Below are 19,633 nucleotides of genomic sequence, written 5' to 3' on the forward strand. Positions count from 1 at the left end.
CGGAGATCCCCAGCATGAAACTTCCCGCTACGCCCAGACCGGATCAGAATTGGCTGCGCGCCTTTATGTTTACGATTTTTGGCACGACAGCCCTCGTCATTTCCTATTTCCCGCTATATTTCAAAGAAATCGGCTTCAGCAGTGCGCAGATCGGTTATCTGTATGCCATCGGCCCGCTTATATCCATGTTCTCCAATATGATTTGGAGTTACACCAGCGACAAATACCGGACTATCAAACGGATCATGAACATTCTGATTATCGGACAGCTTGTCACGATGCTTGTGTTGTGGCAGGTTTCCAGCTTCGGCGTTGTATTGTTTACGATCAGTCTGTTTTACTTTTTCTACTATCCGGTCTATCCCCTGGCAGATACGATGGCCATTCAAACGGCACAGAGGTACGGACGCAGCTTTACCGTCATTCGCGTATTCGGCTCACTTGGCTATGCGTTCTTCGCGCTTGCCATTGGATATGCCATCGGTGCTGCAGGCGCGTCGGCCACACTGGCGATCGGCATCGGAATCGGCGTGTTCACGCTGCTCTGCTCGTTTCTTCTCCGCGACGGAGTTGCTGCCAAGTCAGAGCCTGTCGAGCTGGGAGCCCTCCTCAAAATATTGCGTTCCAAAGAAATATTGTGGTTCTTCGGCTGCACGTTCTGCCTTGCCGTCGCCCACCGTATGAACGAAGCCTTTCTTACGCTTACCTTATCCGAGCTCGGTGCGGGCGAAGGACTCATTGGCTGGTCCTTAATGGTCTCAGCTGGCAGCGAGATCCCGATTTTCTTCCTGCTGAGCAAGTATGGCGACAAGATGAAGGAGCTGCCGCTGCTGACCTTTGCAAGCTTGATGTTTGCGCTCCGTTTCCTGCTCATGGCCCTGGCAGATGATCCGTTGTCTGTGCTAGCGGTTCAGTCACTTCACAGCATTACCTTCGGCGTGTTCTATGTAACCGCCGTACGTTATATTACAAGGATCATTCCTTGGCAGTACCGCGCGACCGGTATGGCTCTGTTCATTATCTTCTGGTCAAGCGTTTCAGGACTTCTCAGCGGAGCCTTCGGTGGTCTGCTGTTCGAAACGGCAGGAAGACCGGCCTTCTACCAGCTTGCAGCCCTCCTGGCCTTTATCGCTGGTCTCGGGTTTCTTTACCGGCACCTCTTTGCCAAGCCGGAGGATATGAATGTCGGCGGAATCAGCGCTTAGAGGATCCGCTTGGACTTTCCTCGCTTGCTCCAAAAAAACAACAAAGGCAAGTACGGATCAAAAATCCATCCGTACTTGCCTTTGTTGCTGATGCAATAGCTTGACCCATCAGAATACAAAAAAGCACAGTTCTCAAAACCGAGAACTGTGCTTCATGCCTTGGTAATTCTATAAGATCTCCGTATTGGGAGCTAACTTACAGTTTTGTTACGTTGGCTGCTTGAGGACCACGGTTACCTTCAGTGATGTCGAACTCAACCGCTTGACCTTCTTCCAAACTCTTGAAGCCTTCTTCTTGAATTGCGGAGAAGTGTACGAATACATCCTCGCCACCTTCAACGGAAATGAAGCCGTAACCTTTTTCTGCGTTAAACCATTTAACTGTACCTTTCAAATGAACAACCTCCTAAAAATACCGCCATCTATGGCGAATATCCATATTATATCCCATGTTTTCTGACAATGCAATCCGTCAATTCGCCCTAAGAGGCTTTTTTTGAACCACTATTTAACAGAAGATTATTTGCTTTTACGCCCGCTAGTGCGTTATCATTTACCCAAAAGCCTAAGTAGCAAACGGAGAATGCATATGATCAAAAAACATGAAATATACAAAAAAGACAAGTGGAACATGATGACGGTTGAAGTTCAGGGCCGGTACATCGTTCTACGCGAAATTTCTGACCAGTGGGGCGAAGAGACCCATACCTTTATGAGTCGGCCAGCCTTGATGCACTGGGCTCAAAACCGTTTCCCCAAAGCAGATTTTGAAGGCCGGGAAGATGAGTGGAGAGAAATGATGGCTGCTTTTAAGCAGGTGTAGCGCATGGATTATACGAATATTGTCATCTTCATTATTCTCGCGTTCAGTCTCGGTGCCGTCATGATCATGTACCGGGATAAGATACCGCCAAGACTGAGGAAGGGGATGGCCCTGATTGCCGTCGCCTTCATCTTGTTTGCCTTTTACCTTATTGTATACAGTTTCTTGAATCCGGGTTCCTCGTAAATTTATAGGATGAAATTGGCGGGTACGCGGCATACTATCGCTCGGATGCTTCAATTCGAGGAGGTATTATGCCATGAGAGGCGCCAAGGTGCTCAGCATGACAATTGCAATCTGCCTGATCGCTCTATCCACTACCCGCAACGAAGTCTTATCTGAAGGAACCCGGACTCCAACTAATACATATCATTCAAGGAGGATTTCCATGGAACAATTGTTAAAACGCGCTGATGTCCCTAAAGAGCATCAATGGAAGCTTGAAGATTTATTCGCTGACCAGAAGGCATGGGATGCGAGCTTTGCAGAGCTGAAGAATCTTCTGAAACGCACAGCTGATTATCAAGGCAAGTTAACCAACGCGGCTTCCATCAAGGAATGCTTCGAGCTCGAAGATGAAATCTCATATCACGCCGAACGTTTATACGTATATGCTCATATGCATCATGATGAGGATACAGCGAACCCTACATATCAGGCACTATCTGCCAAAGCCAAAAAATTGAATGTCGAAGCCGGAGAAGCCCTCTCCTTCATCACGCCGGAAATTCTGTCCTTGTCCGAAGCGGAGCTTGACAAACTGATTGAAGACCCTTCGCTCAAGGAATTCAAATTTACGCTGTCCGAAATGAAACGGGAGAAAGCGCATGTTCTGTCCAAGACCGAAGAAGCGCTGCTGGCTCAAGTCGGCAACCTCTCCTCTGCGCCACAGACCATTTTCGGCATGCTGAACAATGCGGATATGAAATTCCCGAAAATCAAAAACGAAGACGGCAAGGAAGTCGAGCTCACGCACGGCAACTATATTCAATTCCTGGAAAGCCCGAACCGCGAAGTTCGCGAGCGTGCTTTCAAAGCGGTGTACGAAACCTATGGCAAGCAGAAAAACACGATTGCGGCTACGCTGAATGCCAATGTAAACAAAAATATGTTCTATTCCCGCGTACGCAAGTACCCTTCCGTTCTGGAGATGGCGCTCTATGGCGATAACATTCAGAAGGAAGTCTACACCAACCTGATCGACACCATTCACGAGAGCCTGCCGCTCCTCCACCGGTACATGGAGCTCCGCAAGAAGCTGCTGGGCGTGGATGAGCTTCACATGTACGATTTGTTCGCACCGCTCGTAGAAGAGTACAAGTGGGACATCACTTACGAAGAAGCAAAGCAAATGACCAAGGAAGGCCTTACGCCGCTTGGTGAAGATTATCTCAGCAGCCTGCAAGCCGGATATGACAACGGCTGGATCGATGTATACGAGAACGAGAACAAACGGACTGGCGCATACAGCTGGGGCGCTTACGGCACCCATCCTTATGTGCTGCTGAATCATAAAGATAACCTGAACAGCATGTTTACCCTTGCTCATGAGATGGGTCATGCGCTTCACTCTTACTATTCCGACAACGCCCTGAAATACCGTGATGCCCAGTACACCATCTTCCTGGCTGAGGTGGCATCCACCACGAACGAAGCGTTGTTGATGGATTACTTGCTGAAAAACGCCAAGGATCCGAAGCAAAAAATGTACCTGCTCACCTACTATGCCGATCAATTCCGGACCACGGTATTCCGTCAAACGATGTTTGCCGAGTTCGAGAAGATTGTGCACGAACGCGCGGAGAGCGGCGAATCCCTGACTCCTCAAGATCTATCCGACATCTATTATGAGCTGAACGTGAAATATCACGGCAAAGGCATGCAGGTGGATAAGGAGATCGGCATGGAATGGGCACGGATTCCTCATTTCTACAACAGCTTCTATGTGTACAAATACGCGACTGGCTTCTCGGCTGCGACCAGCTTCTCCAAGCAAATCCTTGAAGAAGGCCAGCCTGCCGTTGACCGCTACCTCGGCTTCCTGAAGAGCGGCGGCAGCGATTACTCCATTAACATTCTCAAGAAGGCCGGCGTGGATATGTCCTCACCAGAGCCGATTCGTGAGGCGATGAGCGTGTTTGAAGACATCATCAGCCAAATGGAGCAATTGACGAAATAAACAGCCTCTATCGCAGGATGAGCGATTCTTAAATTGACCAGTGGAATAAAATCCCTTGCCCTTTACAGGCAAGGGATTTTATACTGTTTGGAGGAAGGAGGTGTTCCCCATGAAAATTCAATGGTCGCTAATCGCAGCCTTATTGTTTGCCCTGATTACGGCTGTATTCGCCGTCATCAACGTCAATCCGGTCGAAGTGAATCTGTTATTCGGCACAGTCAATGTACCGCTGATTCTGCTGATTATCGGGTGCTCACTGATCGGGGGACTGATTGTCGGCACGTTCGGCATTTACCGTCAATATCAAATGCAGAAGGAAATCCGTTCGTTAGCGGAGCAACTTATACATATCCGTGAAGTAACGGGATACACCCCTGAAGTACAAGCTGCCGAAGAGGACAGCAAGAAAGAAGAGAAGGACGCCCCCGCTCAATAGGGAGGGCTGTTTGTTTGAAACAAGGAGGCTTAACAATTCATGTCGATACAACCGAATGAAACTTATGTGCTGGACCTGCTAAAAGAACTGCTCGATACACCGAGCCCTACCGGATATACCCAAGACATTATGAAGCGGATCGAACAGGAAGCCGCTTCGCTGAATGTCTCGCTGGAATGGAATGAAAAAGGCGGTGCCATCCTGTCCGTTCCTGGACAAGACGGCAGCCGTACAGTTGGACTGAGCGCTCATGTGGACACGCTTGGCGCGATGGTTCGTGCCGTGAAATCAGAGGGCACACTCCGGCTTACCTCCGTTGGCGGATACATGATGAACAGCATTGAGAATGAATACTGTATCATCCACACTCGCAACGGTAAAAAATATACAGGCACCATCCTGTCCACGCATCCTTCCGTTCATGTGTACAGCGATGCACGTGATTTCAAGCGCCAGGAAGCCCATATGGAGGTCCGGATCGACGAGCTGGTGGAGTCGGCCGATGATGTGAAGAAACTCGGCATTGGGGTTGGAGATTTTGTATCCTTTGATGCTCGTCCGGTCATTACGCCAAGCGGGTACATCAAATCGCGCCATCTGGATGACAAAGCCAGCGTTGCCGCCCTCTTCGGCTTGCTCGAAAGTATGAAGCGGGATAACTGGAAACCTAAACACAATGTGAAGCTTCTCATCTCGAACTATGAAGAAGTGGGACATGGCGCAGCCTACATTCCTGCCGACATCAATGAAATGATTGCGGTTGATATGGGCTGCATCGGCGATGACCTAAGCTGCAAGGAAACCGATGTATCCATCTGCCCGAAGGATTCATCCGGTCCCTATGACTATGACATGACCAGCCGTTTGATCCAGCTGGCCGAAAGTGAAGGCATTGCTTATGCGGTGGATGTCTACCCTCATTACGGCTCTGACGCTTCTGCGGCGCTTTCCGCGGGCAGCAACATCAAGGCCGCGCTGATCGGTCCCGGCGTTCATGCATCCCATGCCATGGAAAGAACGCATAAACAAGCCGTTCTTAATACCGTTAAGCTGTTGGCAGCCTACGTAAGGTAAATCATTCATAAACAACATCTATTAACGTACTTTCATAGAGGACCGTCTCAGCATCGCTGAAACCTTAATCTAACAAAGGGGCGTCCCGCCAAGGCATTATGCCTGGGGACGCCCCTTTGTTATTGATATGGATCGCTTAGAATCATTACGATTTCTTGCTCTGTTCAATCTTCTCCGCGAGCTCGTTCAAATAGGTCCAACGTTCCATCAGATGCTCCAGCTCACGCTCCGTTTCCTCTTGAGCCTTCATCAGCTCCTGAAGTCTGGCTGCATCGCTGCCAGCGGTCTCCATCTCCGATTGAATGGATGCCAGCTTGCTCTCTGCTGCTTCAATGAGACCGTCAATCAACTCATACTCCCGCTGTTCTTTGTAACTGAATTTCAAGCGCTCTCGCGGTGCTTCTTTAGCTGAATCGCTATCCGTGCCATCATTGTTCCCCGAAGCAGACTTGGAACTGGATGCTTCCGCCTTACTCCCGGCAGCTTCACCACCATGGCGCTGCATCCATTCCGCATATTCGCTGTAAGAGCCGACATGGACACGAATCTCTCCGTTCCCCTCAAACGCCATAATCTTGTCCACGGTTCGATCCAGGAAAAAGCGATCATGGGATACCACGATACAGACGCCCGGAAACTCATCCAAATACTGCTCCAAGACGGACAATGTCTGAATGTCCAAATCATTCGTCGGTTCATCCAGCAGCAGCACATTCGGTGCGCTCATCAGTACCCGCAGCAGATACAACCGGCGCTTCTCGCCTCCGGACAGCTTCGCAATCGGCGTCCACTGCAGCGCGGGCGGGAACAGGAATCGCTCCAGCATCTGGGCCGCGGTAATCGCCGAGCCGTCCGCCGTGCGGACAACCTCTGCCTCATCCTTGATATACTCAATCACGCGCTGACTGCCGTCCATTTCCTGATGCTCCTGCGTGAAATAACCGAGCTTAACCGTCGGTCCCAGCACGACTTCCCCGCCATCTGGCTGAATCCGCCCGGCAATCAGATTCAGCAGCGTGGATTTGCCGCTGCCGTTGGGGCCTACGATGCCAATTCGATCTTCGGGAACAGCGATGTAGGAAAGGTCCTGAATTAACGTTTTGTCGTCGATCTTCTTCCGGAGTCCTTCGATCTCCAGAATTTTGCGTCCTAAGCGGGTGGAGGCGACTGAGACATCAAGTTCACCAGAGCTGTGCATCATTTCCTGATCCTTGAGTTTCTCGAAGCGCTCAATTCTCGCCTTCTGCTTGGTCGTACGGGCCTTGGCACCTCTGCGAATCCAGGCAAGCTCGCTCCGCAGCAAATTCTGACGCTTTTGCTCGGAAGCAGCCTCACGCTCCTCGCGTTCTGCCTTCAGCTCCAGAAAACGGCTGTAATTCGCCTCATATCGGAACAATCGTCCGTGATCCAACTCCAGCATGACATTCGCCACCCGGTCCAGAAAATACCGGTCATGCGTAATCATGAGCAGCGCACCGCGACGCTTCTGCAAATACTGCTCCAGCCAGGCGACGGATTCATTATCAATATGGTTTGTCGGCTCGTCCAAAATGAGCAAATCGGAAGGCTGAATCAAAGCGGCGGCTAATGCCACTCGCTTACGCTGGCCGCCCGACAGCGTACCCATCTTCGCTTCATAATTCCGAATCCCCAGCTTGGACAGGATGGTTTTCGCATCGCTTTCAAGCTGCCACGCCTGCAGCGTATCCAGCGTCTGATTGAGCTTCAGTAGTTTCTGCTGCAGCTCCTCATGACTCGGATGCAGCTCCAGCAGCTCCATCGTTTCGGTGTACTCCCGCACCGCCTTCATCTCCGGAAGATCGCCCTCAAACACCTGCTGCAGGACGGTTTTGTCCGGATCAAACTCCGGGTTCTGTGCCAGGTAACGCACCCGGATGCGATTGCCCATCGATATTTTACCAGAGTCGGGCGGCTCGAGCCCTGCGATGACTCGCATAAACGTGGATTTCCCCGTACCGTTTACACCGATAATGCCGACTTTATCCTGATCCTCCATTCCGAAGGACGCATCTTGAAACAGAATTTTGTCTCCATAGCTTTTTGTTACCTGTTCGACGGTCAAAATATTCATTGTTATGATCCCTACTTACATCTATAGATTTCGTTGATCGTTGTTTCATCGGTAAGATGGATACATTATAACGCAATCAGCACGGCAATCCCATAAGCCGCCGCGCCGCCTAGAAGTGAACTGACCAGATTAACCGCATCATTGGACATCCAAGCATATCCGCGCATGCGCACCGTATCTTGACTGCAGTGTTGAGATACTTCCACTGATTTGCCGCACGCACGGCAGCGGTACATCACTTGTAAAGTCGCTCCGAGGTACGAATCGGCAAAAGCTCCAACCAACCCGCCCGCAAGGGCTGCCAGGACATACGGCCATATCTCTGCATCCATGCCGCTCCATCCAGCAAGCAACCATCCTCCTGTCCCAATCAGTATGCTCCCTACCGCTGCAGCCGTGGAGCCGACCCAGGAGACGCCGCCGGATTCGCCGGCGGTCAACACCTTGCCGTTCAGCACGGAGCGCGGAGGCTTCCGACTAAGGCTGCCTAACTCCGTGGCCCAGGTATCCGCCGTTACCGTAGCCATAACACCTATAAACAGGAATACCCACAGATCGGATGGGAACCATGCGTTTAACAGACACAGCACCATACCGATGCCGCCATTGGCGAATACCTGACCTGCATCCCGCCGGCCTGTCTTGGCATAGGATTTCTCCAGGTCGGCCTTCCGCTGTTTCCCGTACCGGGAGAGCAGTGTAGACGTTATGAAAAAAAGAAGCAGGGTTCCGAACCAAAACACGTTCCCTGCTCCGTAATATATGGTACCCATCAGAATAGCGGCCGCGGCTCCGGATTCCGATAGCGATCGTTTCCTGTATGCGGCTCCAGCCACGATAAGGGCACCTGCCGCCCCGATTAGCCAATCCATCTGTGACCCCTCCCATGATAAAGCATATCAGATTACCCGATTTCGCAGGAGCCCAGACGGACATCTCCCCAGGACAACTCGAATACGTCACCGGATTCCGTCGGTCCTACGCCAGCCGGTGTACCTGTGAAGATTAAATCGCCTTGGCCAAGGCCATAGTGTTCGCCGATGTAATCGATGATACGCTGAAGGGAGAAGATCATATCCTTCACATTCCCACGCTGTACCTCTTCGCCGTTCTTCCTTACGATAAAATCAATATCCGCCAGCTTCGCGGTTCCGGGAAACGCAATGGATGGCGTAAGCGGTGCGGAAGATTTAAACGCTTTTGCCGCCGTCCAAGGATGTCCCTTCTCCTTAATGACCGACTGTACGTCACGCAGCGTGAAGTCGATGCCAAGTGCCATCGTTTTTACAAGCTCGTCAACACGTTTGCCTGGCGCATAATCCTCCGCGAGCTGTATAACAAGCTCACCTTCAAAATGAAGACTGCCGCGGTCCATCGGCAGCTTCAGCACGCTGCCGTCCAGCGGAACGACGGCATGCGAGGGTTTAAGAAAAATCATCGGCTCTTCCGGTACGGCATTGCCGAGCTCCGCCGCATGCAATTGATAATTACGACCTACACAGTAAACGTTATTCACTAGGGCACACATACATTAAAACCTCCATTTTCTTCGCCAGAATGGAACTTTGGGCGCAATTTTATGGATAAAAATCTGCCCCCATGTATCGGGGCGGTTCGTACAGATCATGATGGCAGGATTCATTCTGGCCAGCGACCTCATGCTCTTCGCATCATCCACCGTCCAGGCCATCGGCGTAATGTCATTCTTCACCAAATCCGAGGCGAAGGCCGCATCCAGATGGGAGTAGCCGATGGATAAAAAGGAGCATTTCATTTGCTTCAAGCGTGCTACCAAATTACGAGGATGCGCATCAATAATAAGTCCGGTTCTTACATCAGGTTCCAATTCCTTCGCTTTCATCAAGGCTTTCGGCTCAAAGGAAGTTAGCACCACATCCGAAAGCATCCGGTGGGCATGAATCCGTTCCAGAACGGTCTTCTCAAGGCCGGGATACATATCTCCGCTCGTTTTGAGTTCGATATTAAGTTTCAATCGGCCCTTGACAAGCTGCAGGACTTCATCGAGCGATGGAACCTGCTCCCCCCTGAATTGGCGTCCCTTCCATTCTCCGGCGTCCATCCTCCGGATTTGCTGCCAGGTCAGATCCTTCACCTTGCCCTTCCCGGTCGTCGTACGATCCACGCTGAAGTCATGTATCACTACAGGGACCCCGTCCTGAGTCAATTGCACATCAATTTCCATCCAATGCACGAAGGGCTCATCCATCGCCATCTGAATGGCTGCGCGCGTATTTTCGGGTGCTTTACCGGAAAACCCCCGGTGAGCGACACATAAATTGTTCATGGTGGGACCTCCTTGATGTAACGTTTAACGAATTATTCCACAGCCTTGCCTGCTATAACTTCACCATCCAGCGCTATTTTGACACCGCCGACAGATCGCTTCTCCACCTCTTTCAGCAAGGCTTCAGCTTCCTTGCCTTCAAGCGGGATGACCTGTCCGATCTCCGTTCGGTAAGGCGTCAGCTTCAAGTCACAGTCTCCTTGCTTGCTGCATGACGCCTGGAATACGGCTGTTTTCCACGTATCTTCATTCGATGATTTAGTAAATATAAAATTGCCGGTACTATAGGCAATCCACTTGCCTTTGTACTGCTCCAATCCCTGCAGCACATGGGGGTGTCCGCCGATAATCAAGTCAGCCCCACCGTCAATGAACGCGCGTGACAGATTGATCTGATGAACATTCGGCGTCTTATGGAGCTCCTCGCCCCAATGGGCAATCACGACCACCAGATCGGCCTTGGAACGCGCCGCCTGGATCGCTTCAACCGCCTTGGGCAGCACATGATCATACGCCCCGGCCACCCCCGGCCTGTTCTCCAGCGCATACCAGGTCGTTTCCGGGAGCACACGGCTGAATCCAAGCAATGCAACCTTCATGCCCTGAAGCTCGAAATACTGGGCCGCGAAGGCTTCTTCCTCATTCCGTCCTGCTCCCACATAACGGATGTCCTGGTCCTTCAAATGCTTCAAGGTATCCAAAAGTCCTTCTTGGCCTTGGTCCAGGATGTGATTGTTAGCCAGATTAACGGCCTCAACTCCCGCATCTCGGAGAGCCCGCAATACGTCCGGTGAGGACTTGAATACGAATTTCTTATTGGCAGCGCCAACGCCTCCGGTCGTAACCGGCGTTTCCAGATTAAGCACGGTTAGATCGTCCTCCAGGAATGCGGTGCCCAGATGCTTGTAGGGATAATCATATCCGTGCTTCTTCAGTTCAGCCTCCACCTTGCCCGAGAACAAGGTATCCCCTGCAAAATGCATAACCACCCGCTTTGCCATCGCGGAATCGGAAGGATCATCGGTTGCGCTGCCTTCTGGCTCGGTTATATCGGAACCTGGGGGTTCACCAGCCTCCGTCGTCTTCGGAGGCTTCGAATTCGCCCCCTCCCCGTCAGCTTGTTGTCCCGAGCCGGGGCTATCCGCCTGATCCCCTTCCATGCCAAAGTCCGGCATTCCAGGCGGATAAGCCGTTTGCTGAACAGGATCTTCCTTAAATTTAAAATGATAGACAAGCAAAGCAGCGATCATAAAAATCAAACCTAAGTTAAGCATGATCCAAACCCGTCCGGTTCGCTGCTTACGGGCCTTCTTCTCGGCCTTGCTTTTCTCTGATCGTGACAGATGCATAGGTCACTCCTTTATTCACTTATGAGCTCGCGTTATAAGTCGCTTCCCCCATTATACCAGCTTCCATATAAAGAATAGAACCCCCCGTCACCGGGGAGTTCCATATCTAAGCATTCTATTCGATTTTCCGGTAATAACGGATTTACAGACCTATCAAGGTGATCACGGAATCGCTGAGCGCTTCCATGTAAAGCGGGTCACTGTTCAAGGAGTCGATGCGCTCAAGCCGCATATCCATTTCCTTGGCAATGCTTTTGGCTTCAATATCCAGATCGTACAGGACCTCAAGATGATCCGAGACGAAACCGACCGGCGCAACCAGCACATCCTCGACCTGCTCTTCTTTATTCAGCGTTTGCAGCGTATCCAGAATGTCAGGACCGAGCCAAGGCTCCGCCGTCCGGCCAGCACTTTGCCATGTGAACTGCCACTTCTTGACGCCGGCCTGTTCGGCTACGGCTTTGGATGTCTCAAGCAGCTGCTCCTGATAGGGATCTCCGATGGACAGAATGCGTTCCGGGAGGCTGTGAGCACTGAACAGCACTCTCACGCTGTCACGGTCAGCCCCGGCTTCCTCGAACTGGTTCAGCTTGGCGGACACCCGGTCTGCAAAGGCCTCGATCAGCTTCGGATGCATGTGATAGCTCTCCACAAACGAGATCTCAAGTCCCAACTCATCCGCTTTGGCTTGAGCGCGCTTCACGTAGGATCCGATGCTCATCGTGGAGTAATGAGGAGCAAGCACAATGCCGACAGCTTCCTTAATGCCGTCCCGCACCATTTGCTCGACACCATCTTCAATGTACGGAGCTGCGTGCTTCAGTCCCTGATAGCATACAAACTCAAGATCGATCGCGCGAGGATCGGCATTTAATGTATCCTGCAGCGTACGTACCTGTCGGTCCGTATTCTCCCGGAGTGGAAAGACACCCCCAACAATCGCCTCATAGCGGTCAGTAAGCTCCTTGAGTTGCTCCTCCGACGGCTTATTCCCGCGGCGGATGTGGGTATAATAACTCTCGATTCCTTCCATGTTCTCCGGAGTACCGTAGGACATAACCAACACGCCAATCTTGTTCTTCATACCATCTCACCTCTGACTAATAAAATATTCAACATTTAAGAGCGTTGTGCACCTGCCTGCAGTGCCTGAGCGGAGTATTCATGAATATACGATGTCAACTCACGCAGTTTCTCTAGCGAAGCCTCCGGGAATAAACCGTGCCCTAGATTAAACACAAAGCCGGGCTCCTGAATCCCCTGATCGATAATCTCCTTCGCATACTGCTGGATGACCGGCATCGGTCCGGTCAGAACGGTCGGGTCCAGATTGCCCTGAACAGCATATTTATGCTCTAAGCGGCGGCGTCCTTCTGCAATGGACACTCGCCAGTCGAGACCGATGACATCCGTGCTGAGATCCGTAAGCGTAGGCAGCAGCTCGCCTGAGCTCACGCCTGGAAAATAAATTTTCGGAACACTCAGATCCCGAAGCTCTGCAAAAATACGCGTAATGGTTGGTAGGACAAACGTTTGGAAATCCTGTGGAGACAATGCCCCCACCCAACTGTCGAACAATTGAAACGCTTTCCCTCCGTTAGCGACGTGGGCACGCAAATAAGCGATCACCATATCCCCAAGTTTGTCCATCAGCGAGAACCATACCTTCGGCTCACTGTACATGAGCTCTTTCGTGCGAAGATAATTTTTGGATGGTCTGCCTTCGATCAGATAGCTGGCAATCGTGAACGGAGCGCCGGCAAACGTGATAAGCGGCACTTCCAGCTCCTTGTCCAGGATACGGATCGTCTCCAGGACATGTCCAAGATCCCCCTCGACATTAATCGGGCGAAGTTTCTCTACATCCGCCGCAGATCGGATCGGATTATCAATCACCGGGCCGATATTTTTCACGATATCGAAGTCTACCCCGATTGAGGCAACGGGATTCATAATATCGGAATATAAAATAGCCGCGTCTACACCAAGCTTCCGTACGGGCATCAAGGTTACCTCTGCCGCCAGCTCCGGTTGACTGCATATTTCCAGTAAGGAGTACTTTTCTTTGATCTTTCGATACTCCGGGTCGTAGCGTCCCGCTTGACGCATGTACCATACAGGAACGTGATTCACTTCCTGCTTACGGCAAGCGCGAATGAATTGATCGTTATAGGTCATGATTAGGCCCCCATCAATGTGTATAAAGTTTCCTAAATTTCATTATGCCCTTTTTAAAAGTAAGTAACAACCGTCTTGCATGGACATCCTATGAAAATCACATGACAATCTTATGACATTGTTAGCTTTTGGCACTTTTTAAATATGTTATACTGAAAGAACGGCATTTTTAGGGTAGTCCCACAATTCGCCCGGTCATTCCGGGCTCGACAGCTTAGAAAGGAAGTGAAGGGCACATTGACCAATTGGAAAATCAATCTCATTGTGCTTTGGTTCGGACAGTTTTTGGTCAACTCCGGGATGACCATGATCACCCCGTTCCTGACATTATATTTGGCGCAAGACCTGAATGTTGTTGGAGACCGGGAAATAGGACTATGGGCAGGTTTGATATTCGCCGCCAACTTCCTGACATCATTCATTTTTCAACCGATCTGGGGAAAAGTCGCAGATAAATACGGACGCAAAATCATGCTGCTGCGCTCCGGCTTCGGCATGGCGCTGGTTATTGCCTGCATGGGCTTTGCTACCCATCCATGGCATCTGCTGGTTCTGCGTTTGCTGAACGGTACCATATCGGGATTTAACCCTGCGGCGATATCGCTCGTATCGGGCACGACGCCCAAGAATCGAATGGGATTTGCGATGGGCATCATGCAGTCCGGACAAGTAGCAGGCACCATTCTCGGTCCGTTGATCGGCGGACTCTTGGCCAGTTGGGTCGGATTCCGTCCAATCTTCTATATCACCGGCGGACTGATCTTTGCCGCTTCGATGCTTGCCTTGTTCCTGGTTAAAGAAAACTTCAACCGCGAGCAGGCAGCCAAGGCGCCGCAGCCTTCGGTTATTGCCGGGCTTAAAGAGCTGAGCCACATTCCGCAGCTGCCGGCGTTATTCGCTGTCACGTTCCTGCTGCAATTCGCCATGATTAGTCCCATGGCACTGCTCCCGCTGTACGTTCAGAAGCTGCATGGAACCGCGGTGGATATTGCGATATGGGCTGGGTTCGTTGTAGCCGTAACGGGGCTGTCGAACATGATCGCCTCCCCGATTCTCGGCAAGCTCAGCGACAAGGTCGGTGCGCACCGCATCTTGACCTACGCCTTGATCGGTACGGGACTTACGCTAATCCCGCAAGCCTTCGTTCAATCGGTGTGGCAGTTGATTATTGTACGGTTCATGATGGGCGTCTTCATGGGCGGGCTGCTGCCGAGTGTCAACGCGCTGATTCGCTCTTACACGCCGGACGGCATGGAAAGCCGCTCCTTTGGTTTCAATACAAGCTCGCTTGCGCTTGGCAACATGCTGGGCGCGGTGATCGGCGGATTCTTATCCGGTTTCATCGGAATTGAAGGATTGTTTATTACTTCCGGCTGCCTGTTGATCATCAATATGATGTGGGTGAGGCGAAAGCTGTTCTCGCAAAAGCCTTCGCCCAAATATCGTTGATCCCCGGAGTCTGTCATCTAAGATGGAGCTAATCTCCCAAACCAAAGAACAAAGGGCTGTCCCGTGGTCTACATCGACCCGAGGACAGCCCTTTGTTATATTCATGTGCCCGTCAAATCACCTACATCCCTGCGGCCATGCGCCGGATTACATCAGGTGGCAAGCTACGAAATGACCCGGGTGCACTCCTTCCCATGGTTATCTTATCGTCCAGCACATCTCACTATGGATTGTTTCATCCTCTAACGCGTGCAAGGATCAGCCCGTCATAAGCCGGCAGCAGGGTGCTGACCAGCCTCTTGTCCGTCGCGATGACTTCATTAAACCGGCGTACCGCTTGAACCGAAGGACCGTTCTTCTCCGAGTTCAGCGTTCTGCCGCGCAGAAAGCAGTTATCCCCAGCTATAAGCGCACCCGGATTCGCAAGCTCCAAGGCATATTCCAAGTAGAGAGGATAGTTCTCCTTATCCGCATCAATAAAGAAAAAATCGAAGGTCCGTCCTTCCTGCTTCAACGCTGCCAAACTGTCCGCAGCCGGACCGATCCGGTACTCCACCCGATCCTTGAATCCAGCCTTCTCCAGATGTCTGCCTGCAAGCTGCGCGTATTCTTCCTTCAGCTCGAGTGAAGTGAGTTTGCCGTCCTCAGGAAGCCCTCGGCATAGACAGATGCCGCTATAGCCGCCAAGGGCGCCGATTTCGAGAATATTTCTAGCGCCGGCTGTCTGTACCAGCATAGTCAGCAGTCGGCCATATGCCGGTGCCACCGAAACCTCCGGCATCCCATACTCGCGGATGGCCTCTATGACGAACTGAAGCTCTTCATCTTCAGGGTATAATTGGTTAACATAATCATCAGGGGTCGTAAGCAATGAAGCCGCCTCCTTTGTCTGAATAAGATGCGTTGTTTCCCGTTAAACCTAACGAGAACTATCATATGATAATTGTCTTAGTCAATGCAATCGCCTATACTATATAGATTGAACCGGCGGCGACTATCGCCGTACACATGTTAAATGGAGTTGACATCGTTAATGCCTCGATTACAATTGATCGCGACAGCCCCGATGGGGCTGGAAGCCGTCGTTGCCCGCGAGTTGAAAGAGCTCGGGTACACCGACATGGAAGTAGAGAATGGTAGAGTTACCTTTTCAGGTGACCTGATTGATATTTGCCGCTGCAATCTGTGGCTCCGGACGTCGGACCGTATTCTCGTCAAGATGGGTGAGTTTAAAGCCTTTACCTTTGACGAACTCTTTGAAGGAACCAAAGCTCTCCCATGGGAAGAGTGGATTCCGGCGGATGGCGAATTTCCTGTGGAAGGGCGTTCCCATAAATCGCAGCTTAGCAGCGTTCCCGCCTGTCAGGGCATCGTGAAAAAAGCAATCGTGGAGAAGCTGAAGCTTTCGCACCGTACGGAATGGTTTCCCGAGGACGGCCCTCGTTACGTGGTCGAGGTTTCTCTCTTGAAGGATCGAGCCATACTGACCCTTGATACTACAGGGCCAGCCCTTCATAAACGCGGCTACCGCAAGCTGGTTACAGAAGCTCCACTGAAGGAAACCATGGCTTCCGCTCTGCTGCAATTAAGCCGCTGGGGCCCACATCGTCCGCTGTATGACCCGTGCTGCGGTTCAGGCACCATTCTGATCGAAGCCGCGATGATGGCCTGGAATATTGCGCCCGGCCTGCGCCGCTCGTTCCCGTCCGAGCATTGGGATATCATCGGAGACAGCCTCTGGGAAGATGCACGCGAGGAGGCTTTTGACGCTGTGAAGGACGATATTCCGCTGCATATCGCCGGAAGCGATATCGACCCGAAAGCGATTGAAGTGGCCAAAGCCGCCGCCAAAAGTGCGGGACTTGCCGGCGAAATCGACTTTAGAGTCCTCCCTGCAGCCAAGGCGATACCTGAAGGTGAATATGGTTGTATTATCACCAATCCACCCTATGGCGAGCGGTTAAGCGAGAAAGAGGAGGTTGAACGTCTCATTCGCCAGCTCGGATCCGTAACGCATTCACTTCCGACCTGGTCCTTCTTCGCACTTAGCCCGACCAAGCAATTTGAGCATTACTTCGGCCGCAAGGCGGACAAGCGCCGCAAGCTGTTCAATGGCCGGATCGAATGCCAGTATTATCAATACTTGGGCCCCTTGCCGCCGCGTAACAAATCGGCGGAATAACGAAATGAGGCTTCCTGCAATCGCCGCCCTTGGGCGGCTTTTTTGCTCGGTCATCCAGGCCAAGCTATAATAAAAGGATGTTTTTGAAAAAAAGGAGGATACCCACGTGCTCTCATCCCCATCATGGAGCGATATCCGAAGCCGGGTCTCCAAAGGGCTGCATTACCGATACACCGCATATTTATTATTCCTTATCCTTATGATGTACAAGCTGATCATGCTTGATCATCATCTCCATATTACCAACATGAAGCTGGATCAGGCAGACTATGTGATCGCTGTCGGCTCGCTCCTGCTGGTCTCCTTCTGGACCTTGTGGCTTCCGGCAAGAGGCCGGCTTGCGGCCTTAACTTTATTAAATCTCTTATGGACGGGGATTCTGTACGCCGATTTGATCTATTATCGCTACTTCGATGATTTCATTACAGTGCCGGTGCTTATGCAGGCCGGACAAGTCGGTTCCCTCGGGGATAGCATTCGTTCCCTGATTCATGCGTCCGATCTGTTCTTTTTTATCGATTGGCTTATGATTGTCCCATTTACTGCCGTGATGGTGTTCCGCAAACGGAGATCCACCTTTGCAACCTACACTCTCCCGGGTGAATACCGCCAGCAACGGCGGAACCGGGTCATTCGCCGTTTGGTAACTGGTACGCTTGTATTCATCCTCGGCATGGTCATGACTTTCATTCCGATCAAGAAAGCGTCCAATACATGGGCCGTTGGCCTCTTTGAAGGCAATTGGTGGAATATTACGCTGTATAATGTGACGGGACTGATCGGCTTTCACGGTTACGATATCTACCGTTATGGACGAGATCATCTCGTGGGGCAGCCCAAGCTGCCGGAAGAGGAAATCAATCAGATCAAAGCATGGTTTGATGCTAAACGTATGGAGCCGTCCGATACGGACGCCTTGTTCGGCAAGTATAAAGGCAGCAATGTCATTATGATCCAGACGGAGGCCTTTATGAATTTTGTCATCGGCCAGTCGATCGGGGGGCAGGAAATCACCCCTAACTTCAACCGGTTGATGAAGGACAGTATGTATTTCAGCAATTTCTATCATCAAACCGGTCAAGGGCGAACATCCGATGCGGACTTTGTCACGCACAGCTCCTTGCTTTCGCTGCCCACAGGTTCCGTATTTACGCGATATGCTGATCGCGAGTATGATACCCTTCCGGAGATTCTGAAAGAACAGGGCTATGGCGCAAACGTGTTCCATGCCTATGACAGCAGCTTCTGGAACCGTACCACGATGTACCGGGAAATGAATTATGACCGGTTTTACAGCAAGAAGGATTTTGAAATGAGCGATGTGCAGGGATGGTCATTGAGCGACAAAGCGTTCTTCGCGCAATCGCTGGATGCGATGAAAGGCATCAAGCAGCCCTTCTATTCCTTCCTGATTACGTTAACGAGCCATCATCCGTATTATGTCCCTAAGGATGTTGTTAAGCTGGATACAGGGGCTTTTGAAGGCTCAATATTCGGGAACTATTTACAGTCGATCCACTATGTTGATGAAGCTTTCGGCCAGTTCGCCGAGCAGATGAAACAGCAAGGACTGTGGGATAACACCATATTGATCATCTATGGGGATCACGACAATTCCATCAAAGAAAAAGCGGACTATGAGAAATTTCTGGGACGAGAACTGAATGCACTCGACATGGAGCAAATCATGAATCAGGTTCCCCTGCTCATCCGCCTGCCTGATGGGAAGCAAGCCGGAGTATATCCGGAAGCCGCCGGCATGATGAACGTGACACCGAGTATTCTTCATCTTCTCGGCGTGCCAAAGGAACCGTATTACTGGATCGGAGACCATCTGTTGGATGACAAGCCGCGTCTGATTCCGCTGCGCAGCGGCGCATTCTCCGATGAGAAGGTGTTCTACCTGCCAACCGAAACGGCCGGACTTGAAGGGGGAACCTGCTACGATCTTGCGACGCGTCAGCCGACCGATATTCAGGCCTGCCGCGAAGGTTATGATGAGACACAGGAGCAGCTGCGGATTTCCGATCAAGTGATCATGTATGACCTGCTGAAGCAATTTAAATCACAGGGCGAAGCGAATGCCCGATAACCGAGCCTAACTTAGCAAATTCCAAATTTTATTCAGCCTCTAATCGCTGTTGACTGAGGCTGCTTAAAACCAAACAAACCAGGCTGATCTTATCCATCAGCCTGGTTTGTTTTTTTGGACTAGGCCGTGTCCGAAGAAGCACGCCAAGCTGCATTTATGAAGGGATCATCTTTTTACTGGTAACCTTTCTTATATCAAGCCTGGCGGGTAACCGACTCAAGATGTTTTCTCCGATTGACAAGCGTTCCGTACATCAGCACAAGCCCCAT

18 protein-coding genes are annotated in these 19,633 nt (G+C 51.3%); 9 read left to right on the forward strand and 9 right to left on the reverse strand.

From position 1 onward, the window contains the following. The first annotated feature begins 14 nt into the window (after positions 1-14). Positions 15-1,205 (forward strand): MFS transporter, encoded by a 1,191-nt coding sequence (locus tag ABEW73_RS01885; RefSeq protein ID WP_430206369.1) that lies wholly within the window; start codon positions 15-17, stop codon positions 1,203-1,205. Positions 1,206-1,401: 196 nt separating this feature from the next. Here the strand turns inward: ABEW73_RS01885 and ABEW73_RS01890 are convergent, their stop codons facing one another. Then, entirely contained in the window at positions 1,402-1,599 is a 198-nt protein-coding gene (locus ABEW73_RS01890; protein WP_006211711.1) for a cold shock domain-containing protein, read from the reverse strand. Between the two features lie 195 nt (positions 1,600-1,794). On the opposite strand from ABEW73_RS01890, the gene ABEW73_RS01895 reads away from it, so the two are divergent. The 5 genes from ABEW73_RS01895 (at position 1,795) to ABEW73_RS01915 (ending at position 5,717) form a co-directional block, all read left to right on the forward strand. Beyond that, positions 1,795-2,028: a hypothetical protein gene (locus ABEW73_RS01895; protein ID WP_076325724.1), complete on the forward strand. Its 234-nt coding sequence runs from the start codon at positions 1,795-1,797 to the stop codon at positions 2,026-2,028. Between the two features lie 3 nt (positions 2,029-2,031). After that, the gene (locus ABEW73_RS01900) at positions 2,032-2,214 is read left to right on the forward strand and encodes a hypothetical protein (protein WP_076325723.1); all 183 of its coding nucleotides are present in this window, start codon (positions 2,032-2,034) and stop codon (positions 2,212-2,214) included. 202 nt (positions 2,215-2,416) lie between these two features. Next, entirely contained in the window at positions 2,417-4,207 is a 1,791-nt protein-coding gene (pepF, locus tag ABEW73_RS01905) for an oligoendopeptidase F (protein WP_430173857.1), read from the forward strand. A gap of 109 nt (positions 4,208-4,316) precedes the next feature. Beyond that, on the forward strand, positions 4,317-4,643 hold the full coding sequence (locus tag ABEW73_RS01910) for a LapA family protein (protein WP_430173856.1): 327 nt from the start codon (positions 4,317-4,319) through the stop codon (positions 4,641-4,643). Between the two features lie 39 nt (positions 4,644-4,682). After that, positions 4,683-5,717: a M42 family metallopeptidase gene (locus ABEW73_RS01915; RefSeq protein WP_430173854.1), complete on the forward strand. Its 1,035-nt coding sequence runs from the start codon at positions 4,683-4,685 to the stop codon at positions 5,715-5,717. Between the two features lie 145 nt (positions 5,718-5,862). On the opposite strand, the gene taeA is transcribed toward ABEW73_RS01915, so the two are convergent. The 7 genes from taeA to hemE all read right to left on the reverse strand — a co-directional run bounded on the left by taeA (position 5,863) and on the right by hemE (position 13,641). Continuing rightward, positions 5,863-7,809 carry an ABC-F type ribosomal protection protein TaeA gene (gene taeA, locus ABEW73_RS01920; RefSeq protein ID WP_430206370.1) on the reverse strand — a complete coding sequence of 649 codons (1,947 nt, stop codon included), beginning with the start codon at positions 7,807-7,809 and terminating at the stop codon, positions 5,863-5,865. 65 nt (positions 7,810-7,874) lie between these two features. Next, positions 7,875-8,681 (reverse strand): DUF92 domain-containing protein, encoded by an 807-nt coding sequence (locus ABEW73_RS01925; RefSeq protein WP_430173554.1) that lies wholly within the window; start codon positions 8,679-8,681, stop codon positions 7,875-7,877. 32 nt (positions 8,682-8,713) lie between these two features. Then, on the reverse strand, positions 8,714-9,337 hold the full coding sequence (locus ABEW73_RS01930) for a fumarylacetoacetate hydrolase family protein (RefSeq protein ID WP_430173552.1): 624 nt from the start codon (positions 9,335-9,337) through the stop codon (positions 8,714-8,716). A gap of 3 nt (positions 9,338-9,340) precedes the next feature. Then, positions 9,341-10,114 carry a glycerophosphodiester phosphodiesterase gene (locus tag ABEW73_RS01935; protein WP_430173550.1) on the reverse strand — a complete coding sequence of 258 codons (774 nt, stop codon included), beginning with the start codon at positions 10,112-10,114 and terminating at the stop codon, positions 9,341-9,343. A gap of 32 nt (positions 10,115-10,146) precedes the next feature. Next, complete coding sequence (locus ABEW73_RS01940; RefSeq protein ID WP_430173549.1) at positions 10,147-11,463, reverse strand: CapA family protein; 1,317 nt, start codon at positions 11,461-11,463, stop codon at positions 10,147-10,149. Positions 11,464-11,605: 142 nt separating this feature from the next. Beyond that, on the reverse strand, positions 11,606-12,547 hold the full coding sequence (gene hemH, locus ABEW73_RS01945) for a ferrochelatase (protein ID WP_076325714.1): 942 nt from the start codon (positions 12,545-12,547) through the stop codon (positions 11,606-11,608). Between the two features lie 35 nt (positions 12,548-12,582). Continuing rightward, a complete protein-coding gene (gene hemE / locus ABEW73_RS01950) occupies positions 12,583-13,641 on the reverse strand; it encodes a uroporphyrinogen decarboxylase (RefSeq protein ID WP_430173547.1) in 1,059 nt (352 codons plus the stop codon). 237 nt (positions 13,642-13,878) lie between these two features. Here hemE and ABEW73_RS01955 point away from each other — a divergent pair, with 237 nt between their 5' ends. Continuing rightward, on the forward strand, positions 13,879-15,090 hold the full coding sequence (locus ABEW73_RS01955) for an MFS transporter (protein ID WP_430173546.1): 1,212 nt from the start codon (positions 13,879-13,881) through the stop codon (positions 15,088-15,090). A gap of 235 nt (positions 15,091-15,325) precedes the next feature. Here the strand turns inward: ABEW73_RS01955 and ABEW73_RS01960 are convergent, their stop codons facing one another. Next, positions 15,326-15,961: an O-methyltransferase gene (locus ABEW73_RS01960; RefSeq protein ID WP_430173544.1), complete on the reverse strand. Its 636-nt coding sequence runs from the start codon at positions 15,959-15,961 to the stop codon at positions 15,326-15,328. 162 nt (positions 15,962-16,123) lie between these two features. Between ABEW73_RS01960 and ABEW73_RS01965 the strand changes: the two genes are divergently transcribed. Together ABEW73_RS01965 and ABEW73_RS01970 are read left to right on the forward strand one after the other, a co-directional pair. Next, positions 16,124-17,272 (forward strand): THUMP domain-containing class I SAM-dependent RNA methyltransferase, encoded by a 1,149-nt coding sequence (locus ABEW73_RS01965; protein ID WP_430173543.1) that lies wholly within the window; start codon positions 16,124-16,126, stop codon positions 17,270-17,272. Between the two features lie 106 nt (positions 17,273-17,378). Further along, positions 17,379-19,364: an LTA synthase family protein gene (locus ABEW73_RS01970; protein ID WP_430206371.1), complete on the forward strand. Its 1,986-nt coding sequence runs from the start codon at positions 17,379-17,381 to the stop codon at positions 19,362-19,364. Positions 19,365-19,633 lie beyond the last annotated feature (269 nt).

Origin of the sequence: Paenibacillus lautus, from assembly GCF_050482385.1 — a bacterium.
GTDB classification, from domain to species: domain Bacteria; phylum Bacillota; class Bacilli; order Paenibacillales; family Paenibacillaceae; genus Paenibacillus_AQ; species Paenibacillus_AQ lautus_B.